The 23,207-nt window shown below is 67.5% G+C and carries 24 protein-coding genes; 13 read left to right on the top strand and 11 right to left on the bottom strand.

Going from position 1 to position 23,207, the window contains the following annotated elements; all coding sequences use genetic code 11:
* Positions 1-12: 12 nt before the first annotated feature.
* From ABIE04_RS02360 to ABIE04_RS02345, 4 genes are all read right to left on the bottom strand, one after another.
* Complete coding sequence (locus ABIE04_RS02360; protein WP_354546975.1) at positions 13-942, bottom strand: DMT family transporter; 930 nt, start codon at positions 940-942, stop codon at positions 13-15.
* A 144-nt stretch (positions 943-1,086) separates the two neighbouring features.
* Positions 1,087-3,231 (bottom strand): AsmA family protein, encoded by a 2,145-nt coding sequence (locus tag ABIE04_RS02355; RefSeq protein ID WP_354546974.1) that lies wholly within the window; start codon positions 3,229-3,231, stop codon positions 1,087-1,089.
* 175 nt (positions 3,232-3,406) lie between these two features.
* Positions 3,407-4,000 carry a class I SAM-dependent methyltransferase gene (locus tag ABIE04_RS02350; protein WP_354546973.1) on the bottom strand — a complete coding sequence of 198 codons (594 nt, stop codon included), beginning with the start codon at positions 3,998-4,000 and terminating at the stop codon, positions 3,407-3,409.
* Between the two features lie 70 nt (positions 4,001-4,070).
* Positions 4,071-5,003, bottom strand: a complete 933-nt coding sequence (locus ABIE04_RS02345) for a peptidylprolyl isomerase (protein ID WP_354546972.1) — start codon at positions 5,001-5,003, stop codon at positions 4,071-4,073.
* Between the two features lie 114 nt (positions 5,004-5,117).
* On the opposite strand from ABIE04_RS02345, the gene ABIE04_RS02340 reads away from it, so the two are divergent.
* From ABIE04_RS02340 to ABIE04_RS02330, 3 genes are all read left to right on the top strand, one after another.
* Positions 5,118-5,531 carry a helix-turn-helix transcriptional regulator gene (locus tag ABIE04_RS02340; protein WP_354546971.1) on the top strand — a complete coding sequence of 138 codons (414 nt, stop codon included), beginning with the start codon at positions 5,118-5,120 and terminating at the stop codon, positions 5,529-5,531.
* A gap of 81 nt (positions 5,532-5,612) precedes the next feature.
* Positions 5,613-6,023, top strand: a complete 411-nt coding sequence (locus ABIE04_RS02335) for a VOC family protein (protein ID WP_354546970.1) — start codon at positions 5,613-5,615, stop codon at positions 6,021-6,023.
* A 28-nt stretch (positions 6,024-6,051) separates the two neighbouring features.
* Complete coding sequence (locus ABIE04_RS02330; RefSeq protein ID WP_354546969.1) at positions 6,052-8,442, top strand: excinuclease ABC subunit UvrA; 2,391 nt, start codon at positions 6,052-6,054, stop codon at positions 8,440-8,442.
* 121 nt (positions 8,443-8,563) lie between these two features.
* Here ABIE04_RS02330 and ABIE04_RS02325 read toward each other — a convergent pair whose 3' ends face one another.
* The gene (locus tag ABIE04_RS02325) at positions 8,564-9,667 is read right to left on the bottom strand and encodes a M23 family metallopeptidase (RefSeq protein WP_354546968.1); all 1,104 of its coding nucleotides are present in this window, start codon (positions 9,665-9,667) and stop codon (positions 8,564-8,566) included.
* A 160-nt stretch (positions 9,668-9,827) separates the two neighbouring features.
* Between ABIE04_RS02325 and ABIE04_RS02320 the strand changes: the two genes are divergently transcribed.
* Genes ABIE04_RS02320 through ABIE04_RS02310 form a run of 3 tightly spaced genes read left to right on the top strand, consistent with a single transcriptional unit; the run spans position 9,828 to position 11,765 of the window.
* Positions 9,828-10,190: a PadR family transcriptional regulator gene (locus ABIE04_RS02320; RefSeq protein ID WP_354549757.1), complete on the top strand. Its 363-nt coding sequence runs from the start codon at positions 9,828-9,830 to the stop codon at positions 10,188-10,190.
* Positions 10,190-11,113: a sensor domain-containing protein gene (locus ABIE04_RS02315; RefSeq protein WP_354546967.1), complete on the top strand. Its 924-nt coding sequence runs from the start codon at positions 10,190-10,192 to the stop codon at positions 11,111-11,113. Before ABIE04_RS02320 ends, ABIE04_RS02315 begins: the two co-directional genes overlap by 1 nt.
* A 43-nt stretch (positions 11,114-11,156) precedes the next feature.
* Entirely contained in the window at positions 11,157-11,765 is a 609-nt protein-coding gene (locus ABIE04_RS02310) for a class I SAM-dependent DNA methyltransferase (protein ID WP_354546966.1), read from the top strand.
* Between the two features lie 6 nt (positions 11,766-11,771).
* Here the strand turns inward: ABIE04_RS02310 and nth are convergent, their stop codons facing one another.
* Both nth and ABIE04_RS02300 read right to left on the bottom strand, forming a co-directional pair.
* Entirely contained in the window at positions 11,772-12,410 is a 639-nt protein-coding gene (gene nth / locus ABIE04_RS02305; RefSeq protein ID WP_354546965.1) for an endonuclease III, read from the bottom strand.
* Positions 12,407-13,027 carry an RnfABCDGE type electron transport complex subunit B gene (locus ABIE04_RS02300; RefSeq protein WP_354546964.1) on the bottom strand — a complete coding sequence of 207 codons (621 nt, stop codon included), beginning with the start codon at positions 13,025-13,027 and terminating at the stop codon, positions 12,407-12,409. The genes nth and ABIE04_RS02300 overlap by 4 nt, the downstream gene beginning before the upstream one ends.
* 72 nt (positions 13,028-13,099) lie before the next feature.
* Between ABIE04_RS02300 and ABIE04_RS02295 the strand changes: the two genes are divergently transcribed.
* Positions 13,100-13,405, top strand: a complete 306-nt coding sequence (locus ABIE04_RS02295) for a hypothetical protein (protein ID WP_354546963.1) — start codon at positions 13,100-13,102, stop codon at positions 13,403-13,405.
* A gap of 37 nt (positions 13,406-13,442) precedes the next feature.
* On the opposite strand, the gene metG is transcribed toward ABIE04_RS02295, so the two are convergent.
* Entirely contained in the window at positions 13,443-15,545 is a 2,103-nt protein-coding gene (gene metG, locus ABIE04_RS02290) for a methionine--tRNA ligase (RefSeq protein ID WP_354546962.1), read from the bottom strand.
* Positions 15,546-15,800: 255 nt separating this feature from the next.
* Here metG and ABIE04_RS02285 point away from each other — a divergent pair, with 255 nt between their 5' ends.
* Positions 15,801-16,910: an MFS transporter gene (locus ABIE04_RS02285; protein WP_354546961.1), complete on the top strand. Its 1,110-nt coding sequence runs from the start codon at positions 15,801-15,803 to the stop codon at positions 16,908-16,910.
* Positions 16,911-17,024: 114 nt separating this feature from the next.
* On the opposite strand, the gene ABIE04_RS02280 is transcribed toward ABIE04_RS02285, so the two are convergent.
* Entirely contained in the window at positions 17,025-17,489 is a 465-nt protein-coding gene (locus ABIE04_RS02280; RefSeq protein ID WP_354546960.1) for a DUF2147 domain-containing protein, read from the bottom strand.
* A 155-nt stretch (positions 17,490-17,644) separates the two neighbouring features.
* Between ABIE04_RS02280 and apbC the strand changes: the two genes are divergently transcribed.
* From apbC to ABIE04_RS02260, 4 genes are all read left to right on the top strand, one after another.
* Complete coding sequence (apbC, locus tag ABIE04_RS02275; RefSeq protein ID WP_354546959.1) at positions 17,645-18,739, top strand: iron-sulfur cluster carrier protein ApbC; 1,095 nt, start codon at positions 17,645-17,647, stop codon at positions 18,737-18,739.
* Positions 18,736-19,281 carry an NADPH-dependent FMN reductase gene (locus tag ABIE04_RS02270; protein WP_354546958.1) on the top strand — a complete coding sequence of 182 codons (546 nt, stop codon included), beginning with the start codon at positions 18,736-18,738 and terminating at the stop codon, positions 19,279-19,281. The genes apbC and ABIE04_RS02270 overlap by 4 nt, the downstream gene beginning before the upstream one ends.
* A 94-nt stretch (positions 19,282-19,375) precedes the next feature.
* A complete protein-coding gene (gene dcd, locus ABIE04_RS02265) occupies positions 19,376-19,942 on the top strand; it encodes a dCTP deaminase (protein WP_354546957.1) in 567 nt (188 codons plus the stop codon).
* A 95-nt stretch (positions 19,943-20,037) separates the two neighbouring features.
* Complete coding sequence (locus ABIE04_RS02260) at positions 20,038-20,538, top strand: hypothetical protein (protein ID WP_354546956.1); 501 nt, start codon at positions 20,038-20,040, stop codon at positions 20,536-20,538.
* Between the two features lie 49 nt (positions 20,539-20,587).
* Here ABIE04_RS02260 and ABIE04_RS02255 read toward each other — a convergent pair whose 3' ends face one another.
* Positions 20,588-21,022, bottom strand: coding sequence for an HIT family protein (locus ABIE04_RS02255; RefSeq protein ID WP_354546955.1), 435 nt, complete (start codon positions 21,020-21,022; stop codon positions 20,588-20,590).
* Entirely contained in the window at positions 21,019-21,687 is a 669-nt protein-coding gene (locus ABIE04_RS02250; RefSeq protein ID WP_354546954.1) for a dienelactone hydrolase family protein, read from the bottom strand. Before ABIE04_RS02250 ends, ABIE04_RS02255 begins: the two co-directional genes overlap by 4 nt.
* 105 nt (positions 21,688-21,792) lie before the next feature.
* Here ABIE04_RS02250 and rimO point away from each other — a divergent pair, with 105 nt between their 5' ends.
* Positions 21,793-23,145 (top strand): 30S ribosomal protein S12 methylthiotransferase RimO, encoded by a 1,353-nt coding sequence (rimO, locus tag ABIE04_RS02245; RefSeq protein WP_354546953.1) that lies wholly within the window; start codon positions 21,793-21,795, stop codon positions 23,143-23,145.
* Positions 23,146-23,207: the final 62 nt, after the last annotated feature.

The following is a 23,207-nucleotide window of genomic DNA, read 5'->3' as shown; positions in this document are numbered from 1 at the left end:
GGTGACGATGGCTCAGTCGACCATGCTGTGGCTTTCGGCGGTGCCGAGCAACTCGGGCTGCCTGGTGCTGCGTGCCCGCCGGTTCAGCAGCGGATGCATGAACACCGCGGCCAGGATCACCGCCACGCCGGCATAGAACCAGCCGTCCAGCTCATGCTGCTCGCCCAGCAGCACGATCGCCAGCATGATCGCGTAGACCGGCTCCAGGTTGGTCACCATCTGCGTGCCGAACGCGCTCATGTGGCGCAACGCCACCAGCGCCAGCGCGAACGGCAGCAGGGTGCAGCCGAACGACAGCGCCAGCAGCAACAGCGCATCGTGCGTGCCCGGCAGCATGAACGCCGGGCCGGCATGCGGGATGAACGGCGCGAGCAGGGTGAGGAAGACCGTGCCGGTGCCCAGTTCGATGAAGGTCACCGTGAGCGGGTCGCCATGCTCGACCAGGCGCTTGTTGAGCGAGCCGAAGAACGCCACGAACAGCGCCGACAGCACGCCCACCGCAATGCCCAGGCGCATGTCGTGCGGCACGCCGCCCACCACCATCACCACGCCCGGAACCACCGCCACGCCGATCAGCAGCTCGCGCGGATCGAACCTGCGCTTGGCGATCCACGGTTCGATGAAAGCCAGGAACACCGGCCCCAGCGCGATGCAGGTGGCGCCGACCGAGGCGTTCGACAGCTTGATCGCCGCATAGAAGCTCAGCCAGTGCAGCGACACCAGCACGCCGATGCCGGCATATGCCCAGATCAGCCGCGCCGGCATTGCGCGCAAGCCGCGCCAGACCCGTGGCATCAGCAACAGCGCCGCCACCACCAGCAGCATGCGCCACCACACCAGCGGCAGCGCGGGCAGCGTGATCAGCTTGCCGAGAATCGCGGTGAAGCCCCACAGCAACACGCAGAAATGAATCTGCAGACGGGCCTGGTTGACGGGTTGCATGGGGACATCGCAGGGGAGGGTGGCGTGACATTCTAGCGCCCCCGGGCGCCAGCCACCTTGCATGCAGGAGCGCACCCTGTGCGCGATGGCTTCTGGCCGGAGTATTCCGCAGAGCCATCGCGCACAGGGTGCGCTCCTACGGGGTCATCTGGATTTACCCTTGCCTGCCGGCATCATCTTGCCGGAGCTGCGCAGTTGCTGCAGCACGGCGCGGCAGGTGTTGTCGCCGGCGTCGCCGTGGCTGGGCGCGACCAGGGCGAGCAGGGCGGCGGCCGGGGCGGCGACCACGCCCAGCGCGACGGCGCCGGCGCCGCGCGCCAGCAGCGGGCCGGCCTGCACGCCGACGTTCGGGTTCTTCAGCGTGCCGCGGACGTACAGCGGCGAGCGCAGCGAGAACACGCGGAAACCCTTGGTGTGCGGTTTCACGTCCAGGTCGAGTTTCTCGTTGGCGAGGTCCACCGTGCCGGTGACGTCGATCACGGCGTCGTCGGTGTCGAACACGAACAGGCGCATGTCGAACAGGCCGTTGCTGGCGGCCATGTCGGTGGCGGCGCAGTTGATCTGCACGGTCTTGTCGCCGAACAGCTTGCCGATGACGATGTTGCCGACGTTGAGGCCGGCAGTTTCCAGCAGGGTCTTGCTGATCGCGCCGTCGTTCATCAGCAGCTTCAGCTCGCCGTTCGCGCTGCCGAGCAGGGCGGCGATGGAGTTGCCTTGCGCATCGAGCGCGGCGTCGCCGTTGATCTCGCCGAAGCTGGTGCGCATCGGCTCGAAGGTCGGGAACAGCTGCTTGAGCTTGAGATGGCGTGCGTTGAGTGCCAGCACGCCGCGCATCGGCGCGCGGCTGCCGTCGAGGGTGATGTTGCTGCGCACGGTGCCGCCGGCCAGCCCGAAGCTCAGCGGGTCCAGGTACAGGGCGCCGTTGTTGAGGACCAGGTGGGTGGCGAGCGAGTCGATGGGCAGCGCCTCGCCGCGCACGATGCGCGTGCCGGTGAAAGTCACGTCCGCATCCATCGCCTGCCAGCGGTCGGTACGGAACGGCTCGACCGGCAGCAGTTTGTCGGCGGGCTGCGGTGTCGCGTCGCCGCGCTGCTGTTTCTCGGTGTTGGAATCGGCGCCGATCAGCGGGGCCAGGTCGGCGAATTGCAGCAGCTTCGAGTGCACGTCGCCGCTCAACTTGGGGCGCTTGCCGCCGGTGACGAACATCAGGTTGCCGGCCAGGTCGCTGCCGCCGACGCGACCGCGGAAGTCCTGGTAGCTGTAGTGGCTGCCGCTGCGGTGGAGTTCGGCCTTCAGGTGGCCTTCGGTCGCGTACGGCGGGGTGTCGGGCAGGGTGATGCCGGTGATCGGATACAGCCTGGCCATGCTGGAGCCGGACAGCCACAGGCGTACGTCCAGCGCACCCAGGTGCAGCGGATCGGTCAGCGTGCCGACCAGGGCGATGCGGCTGTCGCCGATGCGCACGTCGGCCTGCAGCGGGAACGGCGTGGTCGTGTCCTGCAATGCCAGCACGGCGCCGGTTCGGCCTTTGCCCTTGAGCGGACTGCCCTGGTAACTGCCTTCGGCGGTCCAGCCGAACTGGTAAGTGATGGATGATCTGGTCTTGTCCGGTTTCGACCCGACATCGCCGCTGGCCAGGGTTTTCTTCGCCGCGGCACCCAGCGTCTTGCCGGCCTCCTCGCGCGCGGCGCTGGATTGCTGGGCCACGATCTGGTCGTACGGGATCGCCGCCTGCAGCGGCTCCACCACCAGCTTGAGCTTCACGCGGCTCGCCGCGTCGTCGAGCGTGAGTAGCCCCTGGTCGAAACCGATCGTGCCCAGCTGCAGCTTCCAGGCGGAAGGCGCCGTGTTTTCCGGCAGCGCGAAATCCCAGCTGGCACGTCCCGATTTGTCGCGCTCGAGGTCAGCCGTGGGATGCACCAGCTGCAGCGTGGGCACGTCGATGCGGTGTATCAGCAGCGGCAGCGGCGACAGCCGGAAGCGCAGCGCGTCGAGGTGGGCGAACTGCGGCTGCGTGGCCCAGTCCGGGTTGGCGATGCTGATGTCGCGCGCGGTGAACTCGGGCCACGGCAACCATGAGCCGGGCCAGCGGCCGTTGCGATCGCGCCGCCAGTCCACCGTCAGCTCGCCGTTGATCGCGAACGGCCGCCCGATCGCCTGGCTGACCTTGTCGCCGATGAACGGTTTCATGCGGTTCCAGTCGAACGTGGCGACCACGATCAGCATCACCACGACCGACGCCAGCACGATGCCCGCGATCCAGCTGAGTACTTTCCGGCTGCGTTTCATCCGTCACTCCTGCGGCGGTTGGCCCGCACGTCGTCTGGACGTGCCGGGGCACCGGCCCCCAGTGATAACCGGAGACATGCAAAGGTTATGTGGTGATGGCCGGTGCTTTCAGACCTCGTTCACGCGCAGTCGACAGGCGAACCCGGTTCGACGCGTCCCGGTTACCGGGCGCGGATCAGGCTGCGACCTGGATCTCCGCTCGCCGGCTGATGCAGTAGACCGCCGCCGGCGGCAGGTTGAGCAGGGCACTGCCGACCCGGCGGGCCTGCAGGTTCAGCCGCGCGAGCAGGGCCGGCGGCAGCGGACAGCGCGGGCCGTAGGTGAACTGGTAGAACATGCCGCCGCTGCGCAGCTGGCGTTCGAACGCACCCTGCACGATGGCGGTGACCTGGGCCGGCGGCATCGACAGCAGCGGCAGGCCGCTGACCACGGCGCAGGCGCGTTCGTCGCCGAACAGCGACTCGGTATCGCCGAGCCGGGCGGCGTCCATGCGCAGGATGGTCGCCTCCGGGTAGCGCCGGCTCAGCGCGTCGGCGAAGTGCGGGTCGGCCTCGATCAGGGCCAGCCGGTGCAGCGGCACGCCGCGCGCCAGCAGGGCGCGGGTCAGTACGCCGGTGCCCGGCCCCAATTCGATCACCGGCCCGCCCAACGCGCTGGCGTGGCTGGTCATCAGTCGCGCCAGTGCGGCACCGGACGGCGTCACTGCGCCGATGCCGCGTGGATCGCGCAGCCAGGCGCGCAGGAAAGCCAGGGTGTCGTTCAACGGCATGTCACGGATTCCGGCATCGGCAAGAAAGGCAAGGTAACCGACGCGGGTGAACAAAATGTTCGTGGCGGCGTCAGGGTGCCGGCTTCGCCTCGCGCACCGGCACGTCGATGCTGCACAGGTCGACTTTGCCGGCGGGCTTGGGATAGAACGCGTTGTGGCCGTTGCGTTTCGCCTCGACCAGCGCGGCGAAGCTGGCGCTGTCGGTGCGCAGCACCTGGATCGCCGGGCGGTCTTTCGCCGGCATGTCGGCCGCCAGTCGCACCGATGCGATGGTGACGCGCTGCTGCGGTTTCGCGTAGAAGCCCATCGGCTCGGGCCCGCGCGGCAGCCCCGACAGCAGCGGCATGCCCTCCAGCACGCGGCCGGCCACGGCGAGGTTGTGGTCCAGTCGGCGCGCCTGACCGATCACCGCGTACAGCGAGCTGCCGCTGCCGGTCTCCGGCGCCACGTCGCGCGCCACGCCGACCGTGCCGTAGCAGTGCGCCACCCACTCCTGCCCGCTGGCCGGGTCGCGTCCCACCGGGAAGCCCTCGCTGAAACCCACCTCGGGCGCGTAGACGTCGCCATCCGGCAGCGCCGTCCACGGCAGCTTCGGATCGATCGCGCGGGTGAACTCCGGCGGCAGCGTCTTGCTGGCCTTGCCCAGCGAGCGGATCCTGTTCTTGTCGCCGTTCTCGTCGTCATTGGGGTCGCCCCACTGGGTGACGAAGTTGTCCTGTACGCGGATGATCGCCAGCCCGTCGAAGTAGTGGCTGCGCACCAGGGTGCGGATGTTCGCCGCGTGCCGCGGAGTGAAGTCCGGCGCCAGCTCGATCACCACGCGCCCGGTCGGCAGCTGCATGAGCAGCAGGTTCTGCGGGTCCGGCGTGCGCCACTCGGCTGGTGTGGATTTGGCGAGGATTTCCTTCGCCGTCGGCGTGGGCTTGTCCTGTTCGGCGAGGGCAGGCAGCGCCAGCAGGCTGCTGGCCAGCGCGAGTGCGGCGATGAGGTGGCGGCGAAGCATGGCGTCCCCTTGGCGATGGATGGGCAAGGGTTGCAAATTAGCAGAGTGGGAGTTTGCCCGGTGCATCGCGTCAACGGCTTGAGCACGCCGGTGCGACGTGACACGATCATGCCGATGGCCAGCAGACCCGCCGAAGCACAGCACCTGCGCGACCTCGCACGGCTACGCCGCGTTCGCGACCGGATCGACCGGGAGTACGCGCAGCCGCTGGACGTCGAGGCGCTGGCCCGCGGCGTGGACATGTCGGCCGGTCACCTCAGCCGCCAGTTCCGGCTCGCCTACGGCGAGTCGCCGTACAGCTACCTGATGACGCGGCGCATCGAGCGCGCGATGGCGCTGCTGCGTTGCGGCGACCTCAGCGTCACCGAGGTCTGCTTCGAGGTCGGTTGCGCGTCGCTGGGCACCTTCAGCAGTCGCTTCACCGAGCTGGTCGGTGTGCCGCCCAGCGTGTACCGGCGCGAAGCGGCGCGAGCGACGGAGGGGATGCCGTCGTGCGTGGCCAAGCTGGTGACGAGGCCGATCAGGTGACCCGGCCGATCAGGAATCGAGAAGCGCGGGCCACCGGGCCGCTCTAGCATGACGGCCCGACCCACACCCAGGATGACTGCCATGGATATCACCATTCACTCGAGCTTCCTCCCGCACAACGACGCGGACGCGGCGCTGGCCTTCTATCGCGACACCCTCGGCTTCGAGGTCCGCAAGGACGTCGCCTATCACGGCATGCGCTGGCTCACGGTCGGCCCCGCCGGCCAGCCCGACACGTCCATCGTCCTGCACCCGCCGGCCGCCGCCCCCGGCATCACCGACGACGAACGCCGCACCATCGCCGAGATGATGGCCAAGGGAACCTACGGCATGATCATCCTGGCCACCGCCGACCTCGACGGCACCTTCGAGCGGCTGCAGGCCAGCGGCGCCGAGGTCATCCAGGAGCCGACCATGCAGCCGTACGGGATTCGCGACTGCGCCTTCCGCGATCCCTCCGGCAACCATATCCGCATCAACGAAGTGCGCTGAGCCGTCCGGCGATACCGATGGAGACACGATGAGCAAGGCCACGAGGAAGGACACGCAGTCGCCTGCGCTGCACGTTGCCGACCGCCACGACCTGATCCGCGTGCACGGCGCGCGCGTGAACAACCTCAAGGACGTCAGCGTCGAGCTGCCGAAACGCCGGCTGACGGTGTTCACCGGCGTCTCCGGCTCGGGCAAGAGCTCGCTGGTGTTCGGCACGATCGCCGCGGAGTCGCAGCGGATGATCAATGAGACCTACAGCACCTTCGTGCAGGGCTTCATGCCGACGCTGGCGCGGCCCGAGGTCGACATGCTCGACGGGCTGACCACCGCGATCATCGTCGACCAGCAGCGGATGGGCGCCGACCCGCGCTCCACCGTCGGCACCGCGACCGACGCCAACGCGATGCTGCGCATCCTGTTCAGCCGGCTCGGCAAGCCGCATATCGGTTCGCCCGGTGCGTTCGCTTTCAACGTCCCGTCGGTCAAGGCAGCGGGCGCCATCACCGTCGAGCGCGGGAACCGGACCCGGACGGTGAAGGAGACCTTCAACCGCCTCGGCGGCATGTGCCCGCGCTGCGAGGGACGCGGCTCGGTCAACGACATCGACCTGACCCGGCTGTACGACGACAGCAAGTCGCTCAACGAGGGCGCACTCACGATCCCCGGCTACAGCATGGACGGCTGGTTCGGCCGCATCTTCACCGGCTGCGGCTACTTCGATCCCGACAAGCCGATCAGGAAGTTCACCAAGAAGGAATTGCACGACCTGCTCTACCGGGAGCCGACCAGGATCAAGGTCGACGGCATCAACCTGACCTACGAGGGCCTGATCCCGAAGATCCAGAAGTCGATGTTGTCCAAGGACATCGACTCGCTGCAGCCGCACGTGCGCGCCTTCGTGGAGCGGGCGGTGACCTTCAGTACCTGCCCCGAGTGCGGCGGCACCCGGCTCAGCGAGGCGGCGCGATCGTCGAAGATCAGGAAGATCAATATCGCCGACGCCTGCGCGATGCAGATCAGCGACCTCGCCGCGTGGGTGCGCGGCCTCGACGAACCGTCGGTGGCGCCGCTGCTCGCCACGCTGCTGCAGACGCTCGACTCGTTCGTGGAGATCGGGCTCGGTTATCTCTCGCTCGAACGACCGTCGGGCACGCTGTCGGGCGGCGAGGCGCAGCGCGTCAAGATGATCCGCCACCTCGGCTCCTCGCTCACCGACGTCACCTACGTCTTCGACGAGCCCACCATCGGCCTGCACCCGCACGACATCCAGCGCATGAACGGCCTGTTGCTGCGGCTGCGCGACAAGGGCAACACGGTGCTCGTCGTGGAGCACAAGCCGGAGACGATCGCGATCGCCGACCATGTCGTCGACCTAGGTCCCGGTGCGGGTTCGGCCGGTGGCACGGTCTGCTTCGAGGGCAGCCTCGCAGGACTGCGCGCCAGCGGCACCGTCACCGGTCGCCACCTGGACGACCGCGCTTCGCTGAAGCCGTCGGTGCGCGCGCCGTCGGGCGTGCTGAAGGTGCGCGGCGCCTGTACGCACAACCTGAAGAACGTCGATGTCGACGCGCCGCTCGGCGTGCTGGTCGTGGTGACCGGCGTCGCGGGTTCCGGCAAGAGCTCGCTCGTGCACGGCTCGATCCCGGCCGGCGCGGGTGTGGTGTCGATCGACCAGGGCACGATCGGCGGCTCGCGACGGAGCAACCCGGCGACGTACACCGGACTGCTCGAGCCGATCCGCAAGGCGTTCGCGAAAGCCAACGGGGTGAAGCCGGCGCTGTTCAGCGCCAACTCCGAGGGCGCCTGTCCCGCCTGCAACGGCGCCGGCGTCATCTACACCGACCTGGGCGTGATGGCCGGCGTCGCCATCGTCTGCGAGGAGTGCGGGGGGAAGCGGTTCCAGGCCGACGTCCTCAAGTACACCTTCGGCGGGAAGAACATCAGCGAGGTGCTCGCGATGTCGGTGACCGAGGCCGGGAAGTTCTTCGGCGCCGGCGAGGCGCACACGCCGGCCGCGCACGCCATCCTCGACCGGCTCGCCGACGTGGGCCTGGGTTACCTCAGCCTCGGCCAGCCGCTCACCACGCTGTCCGGCGGCGAGCGGCAGCGGCTCAAGCTGGCCACGCATATTGGAGAGAAGGGCGGCGTCTACGTCCTCGACGAACCGACCGCCGGCCTGCACCTCGCCGACGTCGAACAGTTGCTCGGCCTGCTCGACCGGCTCGTCGATGCCGGCAAGTCGGTCATCGTCATCGAGCACCACCAGGCGGTCATGGCGCACGCCGACTGGATCATCGACCTCGGCCCCGGTGCCGGCCACGACGGCGGCCGGATCGTCTTCGAAGGCACGCCCGCCGACCTCGTCGCCGCCCGTTCCACCCTCACCGGCGAGCACCTCGCAGCCTACATCGGCCACTGACCGAGACCCTCGCGGCAGCGAAGGGTTCGTCACGGCCATGAGTCGACCTCCACGGAAGGCGGTCGATCGGCGTTCGCCGGGTCCGGTTCGAGCTGTGGATTCGACGGCGTATCCGGCGGCGTCATTTGAAATCGACCACGTCACCTCCCTGAGGAAATTCGCGGTCGACAACGTGCGGCCGGAGATCCTGCCATCGCCGCGATCCCAGCTCGTTCCAATCCGTGAAGCGCCCGAGCAGGAGGACGCGACTCAGGGAGTAAGGCATGCCTTCGCCTTCCAGCGGACTGGGTGAATCCGACACGTGGAAGTGCAGGTGGGGTTCCGTCGAATCGCCGGTGAACCCGACCTCCGCGAGCACTTGTCCTGCGCTGACGTGGTCTCCCTTGGCGACTTTCAGGCTCCCCGGGCGGAGATGCTCGTAGGTGGCGAATTGCCCGCCTTCGAGCGCCAATGAAATGTAATTTCCCGCGGCATCCGGGTGCGGATGAGCATGGTTGTCGGAGATCCTTGCCGCCTCCGTGATGCCGTCCCGTGCCGCGACCACACGGGCATCGGCGACAGCCAGTACTTCGGCGCCATAGGAAAGCGAGCTGGAGGCGAGGCCGGAATCATTCCTCAGCGTCCTTCCCTGCGCATCGACCTTCATCCAGTCGATCGCGAAGCGGCCAGGCAGACGGGCATGTCCGCCCGTTCCGTAAAAGACGCGACGATGCCCGCGAGGCCATTCATCGCTGTAGACCGCGACCCAGGGCCCGCCTCTGAGCGGTGCTGCGAGCACGGGTCCCTCGATCGCCACGACCGGCACGCTGGAGCCCATGATGACGGTCTCGGCTCCGCCGTGCTTCACGGTCAGCCGGTGCCGGATGGCCGTCGGCGCCGTGGCGCCGAAATCAACGGTCAGATACACCACCGTTTGCGCATGTGCCGCCAGGACGCTGCCACCGTTCTTCAGGGCGGTGCGGGTGCTTAGCGCCTTCTGTTCCAGATGCAGGAAGGGCTTCCCGCCGGCGTCCAGGATATCGAGTGCGCTGAGCTCCACGGGCACATCGGAAATGTTGGTGACATGGAGCTCGTACACCAGGCGCTGCTGCCCCATGACCTTGGCCAGACGGAGCGGATTTCCGACGTGCATCTCCACGGCGGGCTCGTGCGCCGATGTCCGCCAGCCGACCAGGGCGAGTCCCAGGATCAGGATGACGGCCGTGGCAATATTTCGAATGTTCATGCTGAAAACGCTCGGAAGTCGCGTGACCGGCGAGGAAGATACGCCGGTTGGTGTCATGCCCATATCCCAGGATGGCCGAAGCATGACTTCAGGCCCATGCACTAGTGTCAAGTTCGCACTATGGTTCACTCAACTACAGGCGGTAGTGCAGGTGAGCAAAGTGGACGATAGCGTCAGCCAGTTGAAGAAGTTCCAGAAGGAGCTTTCCAGCGGCACCGTGTCGCTGGTGCTGCTGGCGGTGCTGGGGCAGTCGCGCCAGCCGATGTACGGCTACCAGATCGCCAAGCGTCTGGAAGAAGTGGGCGAGGGCGTGCTGGCCGGCAAGCAGAGCGCGCTGTATCCGGTGCTGCGCAATCTGGAGGGCGCCGGCCTGCTCGCTAGCGAGGTCGAGCCGTCCGTCAGCGGGCCGCCGCGCCGCTATTACCGCATCACCAAACCGGGGCGCGAGGTATTGCGCGAATGGGTCGCCGCATGGAACGCCACCCGCGATTCCGTCGATAACGTCTTGCAAGGAGGGGTGTAATGAACGCGCCACGCACCATCGTCGAATACCTTGAGCAACTGCGTGCCGCGCTGCGCGGTGCCGACCCGGCCCTGATCCAGGACGCGCTGTACGACGCCGAGGAACACCTGCGCGCCGAACTGACCGAACAGCCCGGCCGCGGTGAAGCCCAGATGCTGGAACAGGTGGTCGGCAGCTACGGCGCGCCGGACGAGGTGGCCGAGATCTACCGCGACCAGGAGATCAAGATCCAGCGCGCGCTGCGTCCGCCGCCGCCGCCGAAGCGTCGTTCGCTGGCCGGGCGTTTCTTCGGCGTCGCCGCCGATCCGCGCACTTACGGCGCGCTGTTCTACATGCTGCTGTCGCTGGCCACCGGCATCTTCTACTTCACCTGGGCGGTGACCGGGTTGTCGCTGTCGGTGGGGTTGTCGGTGCTGATCATCGGCCTGCCGTTCATCGTGCTGTTCTTCGGCAGCGTGCGCGTGCTGTCGCTGGTGGAAGGACGCATCGTGGAGGCGATGCTGGGCATGCGCATGCCGCGCCGGCCGGTGTACCCGACCCAGGACATGAGCCTGATGAAGCGCATCGGCAGCATGTTCACCGACGTGCACACCTGGACGACGCTTTGCTACATGTGGCTGATGCTGCCGCTGGGCATCGTGTACTTCACGCTTGCCGTGAGCTTGCTCAGCGTGTCGGTGGCCCTCATCGGCGCGCCGCTGGCGATGCTGTTCCGCAACGATTGGCTGCCCGGGCTGTACGTGAACCACCAGGTCGTCGTGGACTGGGGTTTCGGTGCGCATGCGCCGGGTTGGGGCGACGCGATCGCGATGTGCGCGATCGGCATCGTGCTGCTGTTCGCCACCCTGCACCTAGCGCGCGGCTTGGGCCGCCTGCACGGGCATGTCGCCAAGCACATGCTGGTGCCGCGCGCGGCGGATTGAGGGTCGCCCGGTTACCATGCAGTCTTTGCCGGACCGACTGCCGATGTCCAAGACCTACGACCGCGCCTATTTCGACAAGTGGTACCGCAACCCGCGGCATGCGGTGGGGTCGCCGGCGGAGCTGCGGCGCAAGGTGGCGATGGTGGTGGCGCAGGCCGAGTACTACCTCGGCCGGCCGGTGCGCAACGTGCTCGACGTGGGTTGCGGCGAGGCGACCTGGCGCGCACCGCTGCGCGCGTTGCGGCCGGACATCGCGTATCGCGGGCTGGATGCCAGCGAGTACGTGGTGGCGCGCTACGGGCGCAGCCGCAACATCGGCCTAGCCCGCTTCGGCCAGCTGGAACAGCTGCGCTTCGACACCCGCTTCGACCTGATCGTGTGCACTGACGTGCTGCATTACCTGAAGCCGGCGGAGATCCGCGCCGGGTTGCAGGGCATCGGCGAAATGCTCGAAGGCGTGGTGTTCCTGGAGGTGTTCACCAGCCGTGACGACGTGGCCGGCGACCACCACGGTTTCGTCTCGCGCGCGCCGGCCTGGTACCTGCGCGAGTTCGGCAAGGTGGGCTTGTTGCCGTGCGGCTCGCATTGCTACCTGGGACCGCGGCTGGAACGCCACATCGCGGCGCTGGAACGCGCGCAGCTGCCGGCCTGACCGGGTTCAGTCGGCCACGGTCTTGTGCTTGTAACGGCACAGGTCGCGGATCACGCAGTGCGGACAATCCGGCTTGCGCGCCTTGCACACGTAGCGACCGTGCAGGATCAGCCAGTGGTGGGCGTCGTGCTTGAACTCGGCGGGGATCACCTTCTCCAGTTTGTCCTCGACCGCGCGCACGTCCTTGCCCGGCGCGAGTCCCGTGCGGTTGGCGACGCGGAAGATGTGCGTGTCGACCGCGATGGTCGGCTCGCCGAATGCGGTGTTGAGCATCACGTTGGCGGTCTTGCGGCCCACGCCGGGCAGCGCTTCCAGCGCCTCGCGCGTGCGTGGCACTTCGCCGCCGTGTTTCTCGATCAGCAGCCGGCACAGTGCGATGACGTTCTTCGCCTTCGCGTTGAACAGGCCGATCGTGCTGATGTAGCGCTTCAGGCCGTCCTCGCCGAGGTCGAGGATCGCCTGCGGCGTGTTCGCCACGGGGTAGAGTTTTTTCGTGGCCTTGTTCACACCCACGTCGGTGGCCTGTGCCGACAGCACTACGGCGACCAGCAGCTCGAACGGCGTGCTGTAGACGAGTTCGGTGGTGGGGTGCGGGTCGAGTTCGCGCAGGCGCGAGAACAGTTCGATCACGTCGGCACGCTTCACGGTTTCGGTTCCTGCTGTTTCGCCTTGGCGCGGGCCAGCGCGGCCAGTACGGGATTGATCGGCCCGGCCGCGGCATCCACCGCGGCCTTGCGTTCGGCCAGCTCGGCCTCGCGTTCGTCGCGTTGGCGTTGCAGGCGTGCCTCGCGGCGCTGGAAGTGCGCGCGCGCCGCGTCGGCGTGCGCCGCGTCGATCTGCGCGGGCGGCATCGGTTCGAGCACGATGCAATCGACCGGGCAGGCCGGCACGCACAGCTCGCAGCCGGTGCAGTCGTCGGCGAGCACGGTGTGCATCAGCTTCGACGCGCCCACGATCGCGTCGACCGGGCAGGCCTGGATGCATTTGGTGCAGCCGATGCAGTCGGCCTCGACGATGCGCGCCAGCATGCGCGGCTTTTCCACACCATGGTCGGGATCCAGCGGCAGCACCGGTCGCTGCAGCAGCGCGGCGAGCTTTTCGATACCGGCCGCGCCGCCGGGCGGGCACTGGTTGATTTCGGCATCGCCGCGCGCGATCGCCTCCGCATACGGCCGGCAACCGTGATAGCCGCACTGCTCGCATTGCGTCTGCGGCAGCACGGCGTCGATGCGGTCGGCCAGAACGGTGACGGGATCACTCATGCATGAATGCCGGGCGGGCGATAATCGGCGCTCATTGTCCCGCAATTGATCATCGCCTGTTGGAGTACTGCCATGAAATCGTCGTTTCTCGCCGCGTTGTTTCTGGCTGCCGTGCTCGGTGCCGGCGGCTCGATCCTGGTGGCCCATGCCGGCCCGGCGCAGGCCGGTCCGGTGCAGGCCGGGACGGCCGGTGTTTCCGGCGACACGGTAACCGTGTTCGTCGACGCCACGCTCGGCTTCCGCAAGAAGCACATGGCGAACCAGCTCACCAAGTCGCACGCCGAGTACGCGGCACGCGGCTACCGTTACGTGGACATGGCGCCGTACAACGAGAACGGCGACCTGGTCGGTTTCTTCGTGACGTATACGCGGCAGTAGCTCGTAGGGCGGGCAGTGCCCGCCCTACCTGAGCGCGTCAGCGCACGGTGGCGCCGGGCTGCGCGCCCTGGTCGGCGTCGAGCAGGAACAGGTCGCTGCCGCCGTCGCCGGCCGACAGGATCATGCCTTCGGACAAGCCGAAGCGCATCTTGCGCGGGGCCAGGTTGGCGATGAACACCACGTTGCGGCCCACCAGTTTCTCCGGCTCGGCATAGGCCGCGCGGATGCCGGAGAAGATCTGCCGCGTGCCCAGCGCGCCGGCGTCCAGTTCGAAGCGCAGCAGCTTGTCCGAACCGTCCACGAATTCGCAGGCGGTGACCTTGCCGATGCGCAGGTCGAGCCGGGCGAAGTCGTCGATGGAGATGGTGGCGGCCGTGGCCGGGGCCGGGTCGGCGATCGCGGCGGCGGGCCTGGGGGAGTCGTTCATGGCTTTCTTCTTTTTCGGGGCAGCGGGAGCTTCGGCCGGGCCGCCGAGCGAATCCTTCGAGGCCTCGACCATGGCCTCGATGCGCTTGGGATCGATGCGGCCGAGCAGCGGCTCGAAGGCATGGATGGCGTGGTTGCGCAGCGTGGCGCGGGCATCGTCGAAGTCGGCGATCGGCGCGGCCAGGAACTGTTCGGCGGCAGCCACGGTGATCGGCAGGATCGGCTTGAGCATGCCGGCCAGCAGGCGGAACGCGGTCAGCGCGAACGAGCACACCTGGTGCAGTTCGTCGCGGCGGCTTTCGTCCTTGGCCATGCTCCATGGCGCCTTGGCGGCGATGTGGCCGTTGACCAGGTCGGCTATCAGCACGAAGCGGCGGGTGACTTCGGCGAAGTCGCCGCTCTCGTACAGCGCGGCAATGCCGTCGTAGTGCTCCAGCAGGGTGTTCCACAGCGCGGTTTCCTCGGCGCTGAACTGCGGCGCCAGGCGGCCGCCGAAATACTTGTGCACGAAGCCGGCGGTGCGGCTGGCGATGTTCACCCACTTGCCGACCAGGTGCGAATTGACGCGCTCCTCGAACGCCTTGAGGTCGAGATCCACGTCGACCGGCGCGTCGCTGAGCATGCTGGCGAAGTAGTAGCGCAGGAATCCCGGATGCAGGCCGGCGTCCAGGTAGGTGCGCGCCTGGATGAAGGTTCCACGCGACTTGGACATCTTCGCGCCGTTCACCGTGAGGTAGCCGTTGACGTGCAGCGCGGTCGGCGTGCGGAAGCCGGCGCCGTGCAGCATCGCCGGCCAGAACAAGCCGTGGAAGTTGATGATGTCCTTGCCGATGAAGTGGTGCATTTCGGCGCTGCTGTCGGGAGCGAGGAAATCGTCGAACTTCAGCCGGGTGCGGTCGCACAGCGCCTTGAAGCTGGCCAGGTAGCCGACCGGTGCGTCCAGCCACACGTAGAAGAACTTGCCGGGCGCGTCGGGAATCGGGAAGCCGAAGTAGGGCGCGTCGCGCGAGATGTCCCAGTCCTTCAGGCCGCCGTCCAGCCACTCGCGCAGCTTCGCCGCCACGCCGCTGTTCGCCACCGGCTTGCCATGGGTGAGCTTGCCGGCGAACCAGTCGCGCAACAGTCCCTCGAACTTGCCCAGTTCGAAGAAGTAGTGCTCCGAGTCGCGCAGCACCGGCGTGGCGCCGGACATCACCGAGTACGGGTTGATCAGGTCGGTCGGTGCGTAGGTGGCGCCGCAGTGCTCGCAGTTGTCGCCGTACTGATCCGGCGTGCCGCAGTTCGGGCAGACGCCCTTGATGTAGCGGTCCGGCAGGAACATCTGCTTTTCCGGATCGAACAGCTGCTGGATGCTGCGCCTGGCGATGTAGCCGGCGTCGCGCAGGCGCGTGTAGATCAGCGTCGACAGCTCGCGGTTCTCGTCCGAATGGGTGGTGTGGTACTGGTCGAACGCCACGCCGAACGCGGCGAAATCCGCCTCGTGGCCCTCGCGGATGCCGGCGATGAAGGCCTCGGGCGTCATGCCGGCCTTCTCCGCAGCCAGCATGATCGGCGTGCCGTGCGCGTCGTCGGCGCAGACGTAGACCACCTTGTTGCCGCTCATCCGCTGCGCGCGCACCCAGATGTCGGCCTGGATGTAGCCCAGCAGATGGCCCATGTGCAGCGGGCCATTGGCATAGGGCAGGGCGTTGGTGACGAGCAGGCGACGACTCATGGGGCGTATTCCGGTAAGGACTGCGCATTATGCCATGCCCGTTTGCCGGGCCCGCCGGTGGGCGGGCTTCCGGCTGGGGCCGCGAGACGGATGCGGACGTCGTGCGGCCTGCTTCGTGACGCGCGGCGGCGCTTTCGTCGATCGCATATTCAGGCCGATTGATATACGTTTTCACGCAGCTAATTCTGTGGAATCGACGTGCCGACGAGCAGCTCCGCTCTGCTGGCGGGTGAGCGGAACGGACTTTCATCGGCCGTGCGTGCCACCCGCCTGATCTTCCTGGTTTCAGGCATCGGCATGGCCGCCTGGGCACCGATGGTGCCGTACGCAAAGGCGCGGCTCGGCCTCGACGAAGCTTCGCTCGGCCTGTTGCTGCTGGCCTTCGGCGGTGGCTCGATGGTGTCGATGCCGCTGGTCGGCTTTCTCACCCACCGCTTCGGCAGCCGCCGCGTGATCGGCGTCGGCGGACTGATGCTGTGCCTGGCGCTGCCGCTTTTGGCGATCGCGCCCAGCACGGCGACGCTGGCACTCGGCCTGCTCTACTTCGGCGTGGCGCTGGGTGCGGTGGACGTGGCGATGAACGCGCATGCGGTGGAGGTGGAGCGCCGGGACGGCCGCCCGTTGATGTCCGGCTTCCACGGCCTGTTCAGCGTCGGCGGATTGGGCGGGGCGGCAGGCATGAGCCTGCTGCTGGCGCTGGGCATGTCGCTGACCGTCGCGGCCGTCGCCATTTCCGCGCTGCTGGCCGTCGTGGTGGCGACGCAGTGGCCGCGCCTGATCGACGAGGTCGACGACGCCGGCGAGCGCGCGGCGGCGTTCGGCATGCCACGCGGCATCGTGCTGGTGCTGGGCCTTTTGTGTTTCATCAGCTTCCTGGCCGAGGGCTCGATGCTGGACTGGAGCGCGGTCTTCCTGCGCGACTTCCGCGGCTTTTCGGCGGCCTCCGCAGGTATCGGCTATGCCGCGTTTTCGGTGGCGATGGCGCTGGGCCGACTCACCGGCGACCGCACCATCGCGCGCTTCGGCCCGGTGCTGACCGTGCGCATCGGCGCTTGTATCGCGGCGACGGGTTTCCTGCTGGCGTCGCTGCTGGCGTGGCCACCGGCGGCCTTGGTCGGCTTCGTGCTGGTGGGACTGGGCGCCGCCAACATCGTGCCGGTGATGTTCGGCGCGGCCGGTCGTCTGCCCGGCGCTTCGCCCGGCATGTCGATCGCCACGGTAACCACCCTGGGTTACGCCGGTCTGCTCAGCGGCCCCGCGCTGATCGGTTTCCTGGCCCAGGCCAGCAGCCTGCCGGTGGCGCTGGCGGCGGTGGCCGGCCTGTTGCTGCTGACGGCCGCTTCGGCCGGGCTGGCAAAGGTGTGAGCGCGCCGATGTGTCGCATCGTTTTTCGCGGCAGGCGGGGCGCCGCACCAGGCATGGAAACGCCCCGGACCGGCGGGCGGTGCGGGGCGTTCGGTCAGACGCAGTGAAGGCGGGTCAGTTCTGCCGTTCCCAGATCTGCGAGCGGCCGAGCAGGGCGAAGCCGATGTAGCCGTGCACGTCGAGCTTCTGGCCGCCGTCCTTGAGGGAGAGCTTTACCTTGTAGACCTTGCCGTTCTTCGGATCGAGGATCTTGCCGCCGTCCCACACGTCGTCGTTCTTGCTGACGCCCCACATGATGGTCATGCCCACGATCGGCTGGTTCTTGCGTTCGCCATCGCACTTGGCGCAGACCGGGTGCTCGCCGTCGCGGGCCACGTCTTCCGGCGAGCGGTTCAGCAGCTCCACGATCTTCGCCTGGTACTCGCCGTTGTGCTCGGTGATCTCGACGATCGACTTCGGCTGGTGGGTGGCGTCGTCGATGGTCTTCCAGGTGCCGGCCGGCGTGTCGTTGGCGGCCAGCGCGGTGCCGGCGGCCAGCAGCAGGCCGGCGGCGAAGGCGAGGCGGAAAGCATGCTTCATGGATGGTCCTCCCGTACGAAAGCGTATGGATGCGAGACTGGCGAGGTTCCGCGGGAGCGTCAAGCTGCATTGCGCCATGCCTGTCGCTGACCCAGGTCAGCGGGGCCGCGACGGTGGGCTGGCATAATGGACGCCCCACAAACACCCGAGCCGACATGACACAGGCGAACGAAGCCCTGGTCCGCCAGATCCTTGGCGACCTCATCGACACCCATACCGGTGCGCCGCTGGCCGAAGCCGTGCGCGCGGTCGGCGTGGACGGCGCGAAGGTGTCGGTGGACCTGCAACTGGGCTATCCGGCCGCCGGTGCGATCGACGTGCTGGTTGCACGCGCGCGCGAAGCGTTGCAGGCCGATCCGGCGATCGAGTCGGCCGCCGTGTCGATCACCAGCCGCATCCACGTGCACAAGGTGCAGGGCACATTGGGGCCGCTGCCGAACGTGAAGAACATCATCGTGGTGGCGTCCGGCAAGGGCGGCGTGGGCAAGTCCACGGTGTCGGCGAACCTGGCGCTGGCGCTGCAGGCCGAAGGCGCGAAGGTCGGCGTGATGGACGCCGACATCTACGGTCCCAGCCAGCCGACCATGCTGGGCGTGCACGGCAAGCCGGCCTCGCCGGACGGCAAGAGCATCATCCCGATGCAGGCGCACGGCATGCCGGTGATGTCGATCGGCTTCCTGGTGGAAGAGGACACGCCGATGATCTGGCGCGGCCCGATGGTCACCCAGGCGATGATGCAGTTGCTTACCGACACGCGCTGGGAACAGCTCGACTACCTGATCGTCGACCTGCCGCCGGGCACCGGCGACATCCAGCTCACGCTGTCGCAGAAGGTGCCGGTGGCCGGCGCGGTGATCGTCACCACGCCGCAGGACATCGCCCTGCTGGATGCGCGCAAGGCGCTGAAGATGTTCGAGAAGGTCGAGGTGCCGGTGCTGGGCGTGGTGGAGAACATGGCCACGCATGTCTGCTCGAATTGCGGCCACGAGGAGCACATCTTCGGCGAAGGCGGCGGCGAGCGGATGTCGACGCAATACGGCGTGCCGTACCTGGGGTCGTTGCCGCTGGACATCCGCATCCGCGAGCAGGCCGACAGCGGCAACCCCACGGTGGCAGCGATGCCCGATTCCGACCTCGCCATGCGTTATCGCGAGATCGCCCGCAACGCGGCTGGCCGGCTGTCGCGCCAGCCGCGCAACAAGTCGCTGGGGCTGGGCAAGATCGTGGTGCAAGGCGCGCCCACGGCATGACGGCGCCGGCGCAGCGCGTGCTGTGCCTGTCCGGCAGCCTGCGCCGGACATCGTCGAATACGGCGGCGCTGCAGGCGGCGAGGCAACTTGCGCCGTCGACGATCGACCTCGAACTGTACGAGGGACTCGGCGCCTTGCCGCTGTTCAATCCCGACGATGAGATGGCGGCCGTGCCCGCGTCGGTATCGGCCCTGCGCGAAGCCGTCGGTCGCGCGGATGCCTTGCTGATCGCCTGTCCCGAGTATGCGCATGGCGTGCCCGGCGCGTTCAAGAACCTGCTCGACTGGCTGGTCGGCAGCCTGGAATTTCCGGGCAAGCCGGTGCTGCTGCTGAACACGGCCGCGCGCGGTTCGTACCATGCGCAGGAAGCGCTGGCCGAGATCCTGGTCACCATGTCCGCGCAGTTGCTGGCACCGCAGCCCGTGCTGGTGGCATTGCCCGGCGCCGGTTGCAGCGCGGCGCAGGTGCTGGTCAGTGCAGAACGTTGTGCGGAATTGCAGGCTGCATTGGATGTTCTGGTCGAGGCTTTGCCCGTGGCGTGAAGCCGCCCGGCTGGCGCGGCAGCGTCCCGACCATGTATTTTTGCCGCTTTGCGCCTGGCCCGACCGGGCCGTCCCGCTACCGACCGGAGTCCGTGTGAGCATCAAACCCGACAAGTGGATTCGTCGCATGGCCGAGAGCCACGGCATGATCGAGCCGTTCGAGCCCGGCCAGGTCAAGCTGCGCGAAGGCAACAAGCTGATTTCCTACGGAACCTCCAGCTACGGTTATGACGTGCGTTGCGCGCGCGAGTTCAAGATCTTCACCAACATCAACTCCACCATCGTCGACCCGAAGGCGTTCGACCCGACCAGCTTCGTCGACGTGGAGGCGGACGTATGCATCATCCCGCCGAACTCGTTCGCGCTGGCGCGCACGGTCGAGTACTTCCGCATACCGCGCAAGGTGCTGACGATCTGCCTGGGCAAGAGCACCTACGCGCGCTGCGGCATCATCGTCAACGTGACGCCGCTGGAGCCGGAATGGGAAGGCCACGTGACGCTGGAGTTCTCCAACACCACGCCGCTGCCCGCAAAAATCTACGCCAACGAAGGTGTGGCGCAGATGCTGTTCCTCGAATCCGATGAGGAATGCGAAACCAGCTACAAGGACCGCGGCGGCAAGTACCAGGGCCAGCAGGGCGTGACTTTGCCGCGCACCTGATAGGCCCCCTGAACGGGTGGCATCCAGGGCTGCTCACGATCGCGGCCGGGCGCTACACTCTGCCGAGCGCACCACATGTTTTCCAGGAGACACAGATGATCCGTTTATCGACCCTGCTGACCCGCACAGCCGCGGCCGCCATGCTGGGCAGCCTGCTGGTGCTGGCCGGCTGTCATCGCGGCAGCACCAAGGACGAAGTCAGCGCCGCCCAGGCGCAAGGCCAGTTCGACACCGTCATCAAGGCCTACAAGAGTGGCCAGTTCCTGGTGGATGGTGCCGTGCTGTCCGCTCTGGATACCGGCAGCCATTTCGCCTATCTGAAAGACCAGGGCAAGCTGCCGAAGACCGTGTTGCTGGAGCGCAGCGATGACTCGAAGGTGCGCAAGCAGCATCTGCAGTACATGGCGCGCATGCAGCTCGACTATGGATTCACCGTGTACTACGACGATGACGGCACGCTGAAGAAGATCAACCCGGTAGCCACCAAGGCCCGCAGGCTGGAAGACTATCGCGCACCAGTGCAGATGAACGACGAGCAGAGAGGCAAGTCGGCGGCCGACAGCACTTACGGCGATCCGACCCAGCAGCAGCACTGACGGCTGGGCGGTATGCATCGAAGGGCTCGCGAAGAAATTCGCGGGTCCTTTACGTGTCCGGCGTATCCGGGGTGGCCAGTTGTTGTTGCAGCGTTGCGATCAGCAGCCTCGCCTGCGCATCGCCACGGGCCACGGCTTGGCCATTCCCCCACACCGGCCCCGGCCATGCCGCATCGCCTTCGACCCGCGCGACCACATGCACATGCAGCTGGCGCACGATATTGCCCAGTGCGCCGAGGTTGAGTTTGTCGCAGGGGGCGACGGCGCGCAGGGCGGCGGCGGCGCGATTCACCTCCTGCCACAGCATGGTCTGTTCGTCGTCGCGCAGGTCGGCGATCTCGACCAGGCCGGCGCGACGCGGCACCAGAATCAGCCACGGATAGCGCGCGTCGTTCATCAGCAATACGTCGCACAGCGGCAGCGACGCGACCGGGCGGGTATCCGCCGCGAGTCGGGGATCGAGCGCGAAACCTGCCTCGCTCATGCGCCGGCCAGGTGATGGTCGAAGAAGGCCAGCGTGCGCTGCAGCGCCAGCTTCGCGCTGGCCTCATGGTAGGGGGCGCTGCCGTCGCGGTTGAAGGCGTGGTCGGCCGGATAAGTGAAAACATCCATCTGCGGCAGCGCCTCGCGATGCTTCGCCACCGTCTCGGGCGGAATGCTGTGGTCCTTCTCGCCAAAGTGGAACATCACCGGCGCCTGTGGCGTCTCGTGCAGGAACGGCAGGTTGCGCGCGCCGTAGTAGCTCACCGAGGGCAGGCCCAGGCGCAGCGCGGCGAGCAGGGCCACGGTGCCGCCCCAGCAATAGCCGACGCTGCCGATCTTTCCGGCCGACGCGATCGATTCGGCCGCGCTGGCGACGTCCTCGAGGGCGCGCTCCAGCCCCAGCTCGGCGATCAGCTGCTTGCCCTTGTTGGCGCCGACCTGGTCGTAACCCAGTTCCACGCCGCTTTCCAGGTGATCGAAGAACGCGGGCGCGATCGCGGTATAGCCGTATTCGGCGAAGCGGTCGGCCACGTGGCGGATGTGCGCGGTGACGCCGAAGATTTCCTGGATCACCACGATGCCGCCTTTCGGCTTGCCCTGCGGCTGGGCGAGGTAGCCGCCGATGCACTGGGTGCGGGTGGTGGGAATGTTGATGTGCTGGCCCATGGCTGGCTCCGGCGAGGGGATCTCGTGAAGTCTAGCCGTGCCGGCGCCCGGCCCGCACTGCCGTATAATCGGCGGTTACTTCGCATGTTCCCGGCAGCGCCATCCATGTCCCAGACCGCACACAAGATCGGCTTTGTCAGCCTTGGCTGCCCCAAGGCGCTGGTCGATTCCGAGCGTATCCTCACCCAGCTCAAGGTCGAGGGCTACGAGATCGTGCCCAGCTACGGCGCGGCCGACGCCGTCGTGGTGAACACCTGCGGTTTCATCGATGCCGCGGTGCAGGAGTCGCTGGACTCGATCGGCACCGCCCTGCACGAGAACGGCAAGGTGATCGTCACCGGCTGCCTGGGCAAGCGCGAGGCGCTGATCCGCGAGGCCTATCCCGACGTGCTGTCGATCAGCGGCCCGCAGGACTACGCCAGCGTGATGAGCGCGGTGCACGCCGCGCTGCCGCCCAAGCGCAACAAGTTCATCGACATCGTGCCGGACACCGGCGTCAAGCTGACCCCGAAGCACTACGCCTACCTGAAGATTTCCGAAGGCTGCAACCACCGCTGCAGCTTCTGCATCATCCCGTCGATGCGCGGCAACCTGGCGTCGCGCCCGGTCGACGAAGTGCTGCTGGAAGCCGAGCGGCTGGTCAAGGGCGGCGTGAAGGAGCTGCTGGTGATCTCGCAGGACACCAGCGCCTACGGCGTCGACCTGAAATATGCCGAGCGCGAGTGGCGCGGCAGGTCGTACCGCACGCGCATGACCGAGTTATGCGAAGGCCTGTCCGAACTCGGCGTATGGACGCGGCTGCACTATGTCTACCCGTACCCGCACGTGGACGAGGTGATGCCGCTGATGGCCCAGACCCATAACGGCATGCCAAAGCTTCTGCCGTACCTCGACATACCGTTCCAGCACGCCAGCCCGCGCATCCTCAAGCTGATGAAGCGGCCGGGCAACATCGACAAGACGCTGGAGCGTATCCAGAACTGGCGCGCTCAGGTACCGGACCTGACCATCCGCAGCACCTTCATCGTCGGCTTCCCCGGTGAGACCGAGGCGGAGTTCGAGGAACTGCTCGACTTCCTGCGCGAGGCCGAGCTCGATCGCGTGGGCGCCTTCGCCTATTCGCCGGTGGACGGTGCGAAGGCGAACGAACTGCCTGACCCGGTCCCCGAGGAATTGAAGGAAGACCGCCTGGAGCAGTTCATGGCGGTGCAGGCGGGAATTTCCGCGGCGAAACTGCAGCGCAAGATCGGCCGCACGATCAAGGTGCTGGTCGACGAGGCCGGTGCCGATGGCGCAGTGGCGCGTTCGGCCGCCGATGCGCCGGAGATCGACGGCAGCGTGCTGATCGCCGACGGCCAGTCGCTGAAGCCGGGCCAGTTCGTCGAGGTGGTGGTCGAGTCCGCCAGCGAGCACGACCTTACCGCGCGGCTGGCACATCCCGGGCTGAAGATCATTTGAGAGTGCGGCCATGGATGGCCGCTTCTGGCGTCGATGCGAAGCGTGGAGTGCATGCCATGATG

Source organism: Rhodanobacter soli (assembly GCF_040548735.1).
Lineage (GTDB): Bacteria > Pseudomonadota > Gammaproteobacteria > Xanthomonadales > Rhodanobacteraceae > Rhodanobacter > Rhodanobacter soli_A.
Note: the sequence above shows the minus strand (reverse complement) of the source record. Positions and strands in the feature narration are given on the sequence as shown.

Excerpts from the sequence above, each read along its gene's own strand:
- ABIE04_RS02360 (WP_354546975.1), bottom strand. The coding sequence starts at position 942 with ATGCAACCCGTCAACCAGGCCCGTCTGCAGATTCATTTCTGCGTGTTG.
- ABIE04_RS02355 (WP_354546974.1), bottom strand. The coding sequence starts at position 3,231 with ATGAAACGCAGCCGGAAAGTACTCAGCTGGATCGCGGGCATCGTGCTG.
- ABIE04_RS02350 (WP_354546973.1), bottom strand. The coding sequence starts at position 4,000 with ATGCCGTTGAACGACACCCTGGCTTTCCTGCGCGCCTGGCTGCGCGAT.
- ABIE04_RS02345 (WP_354546972.1), bottom strand. The coding sequence starts at position 5,003 with ATGCTTCGCCGCCACCTCATCGCCGCACTCGCGCTGGCCAGCAGCCTG.
- ABIE04_RS02340 (WP_354546971.1), top strand. The coding sequence starts at position 5,118 with ATGGCCAGCAGACCCGCCGAAGCACAGCACCTGCGCGACCTCGCACGG.
- ABIE04_RS02335 (WP_354546970.1), top strand. The coding sequence starts at position 5,613 with ATGGATATCACCATTCACTCGAGCTTCCTCCCGCACAACGACGCGGAC.
- ABIE04_RS02330 (WP_354546969.1), top strand. The coding sequence starts at position 6,052 with ATGAGCAAGGCCACGAGGAAGGACACGCAGTCGCCTGCGCTGCACGTT.
- ABIE04_RS02325 (WP_354546968.1), bottom strand. The coding sequence starts at position 9,667 with ATGAACATTCGAAATATTGCCACGGCCGTCATCCTGATCCTGGGACTC.
- ABIE04_RS02315 (WP_354546967.1), top strand. The coding sequence starts at position 10,190 with ATGAACGCGCCACGCACCATCGTCGAATACCTTGAGCAACTGCGTGCC.
- ABIE04_RS02310 (WP_354546966.1), top strand. The coding sequence starts at position 11,157 with ATGTCCAAGACCTACGACCGCGCCTATTTCGACAAGTGGTACCGCAAC.
- ABIE04_RS02300 (WP_354546964.1), bottom strand. The coding sequence starts at position 13,027 with ATGAGTGATCCCGTCACCGTTCTGGCCGACCGCATCGACGCCGTGCTG.
- ABIE04_RS02295 (WP_354546963.1), top strand. The coding sequence starts at position 13,100 with ATGAAATCGTCGTTTCTCGCCGCGTTGTTTCTGGCTGCCGTGCTCGGT.
- metG (WP_354546962.1), bottom strand. The coding sequence starts at position 15,545 with ATGAGTCGTCGCCTGCTCGTCACCAACGCCCTGCCCTATGCCAATGGC.
- ABIE04_RS02280 (WP_354546960.1), bottom strand. The coding sequence starts at position 17,489 with ATGAAGCATGCTTTCCGCCTCGCCTTCGCCGCCGGCCTGCTGCTGGCC.
- apbC (WP_354546959.1), top strand. The coding sequence starts at position 17,645 with ATGACACAGGCGAACGAAGCCCTGGTCCGCCAGATCCTTGGCGACCTC.
- ABIE04_RS02270 (WP_354546958.1), top strand. The coding sequence starts at position 18,736 with ATGACGGCGCCGGCGCAGCGCGTGCTGTGCCTGTCCGGCAGCCTGCGC.
- ABIE04_RS02260 (WP_354546956.1), top strand. The coding sequence starts at position 20,038 with ATGATCCGTTTATCGACCCTGCTGACCCGCACAGCCGCGGCCGCCATG.
- ABIE04_RS02255 (WP_354546955.1), bottom strand. The coding sequence starts at position 21,022 with ATGAGCGAGGCAGGTTTCGCGCTCGATCCCCGACTCGCGGCGGATACC.
- ABIE04_RS02250 (WP_354546954.1), bottom strand. The coding sequence starts at position 21,687 with ATGGGCCAGCACATCAACATTCCCACCACCCGCACCCAGTGCATCGGC.
- rimO (WP_354546953.1), top strand. The coding sequence starts at position 21,793 with ATGTCCCAGACCGCACACAAGATCGGCTTTGTCAGCCTTGGCTGCCCC.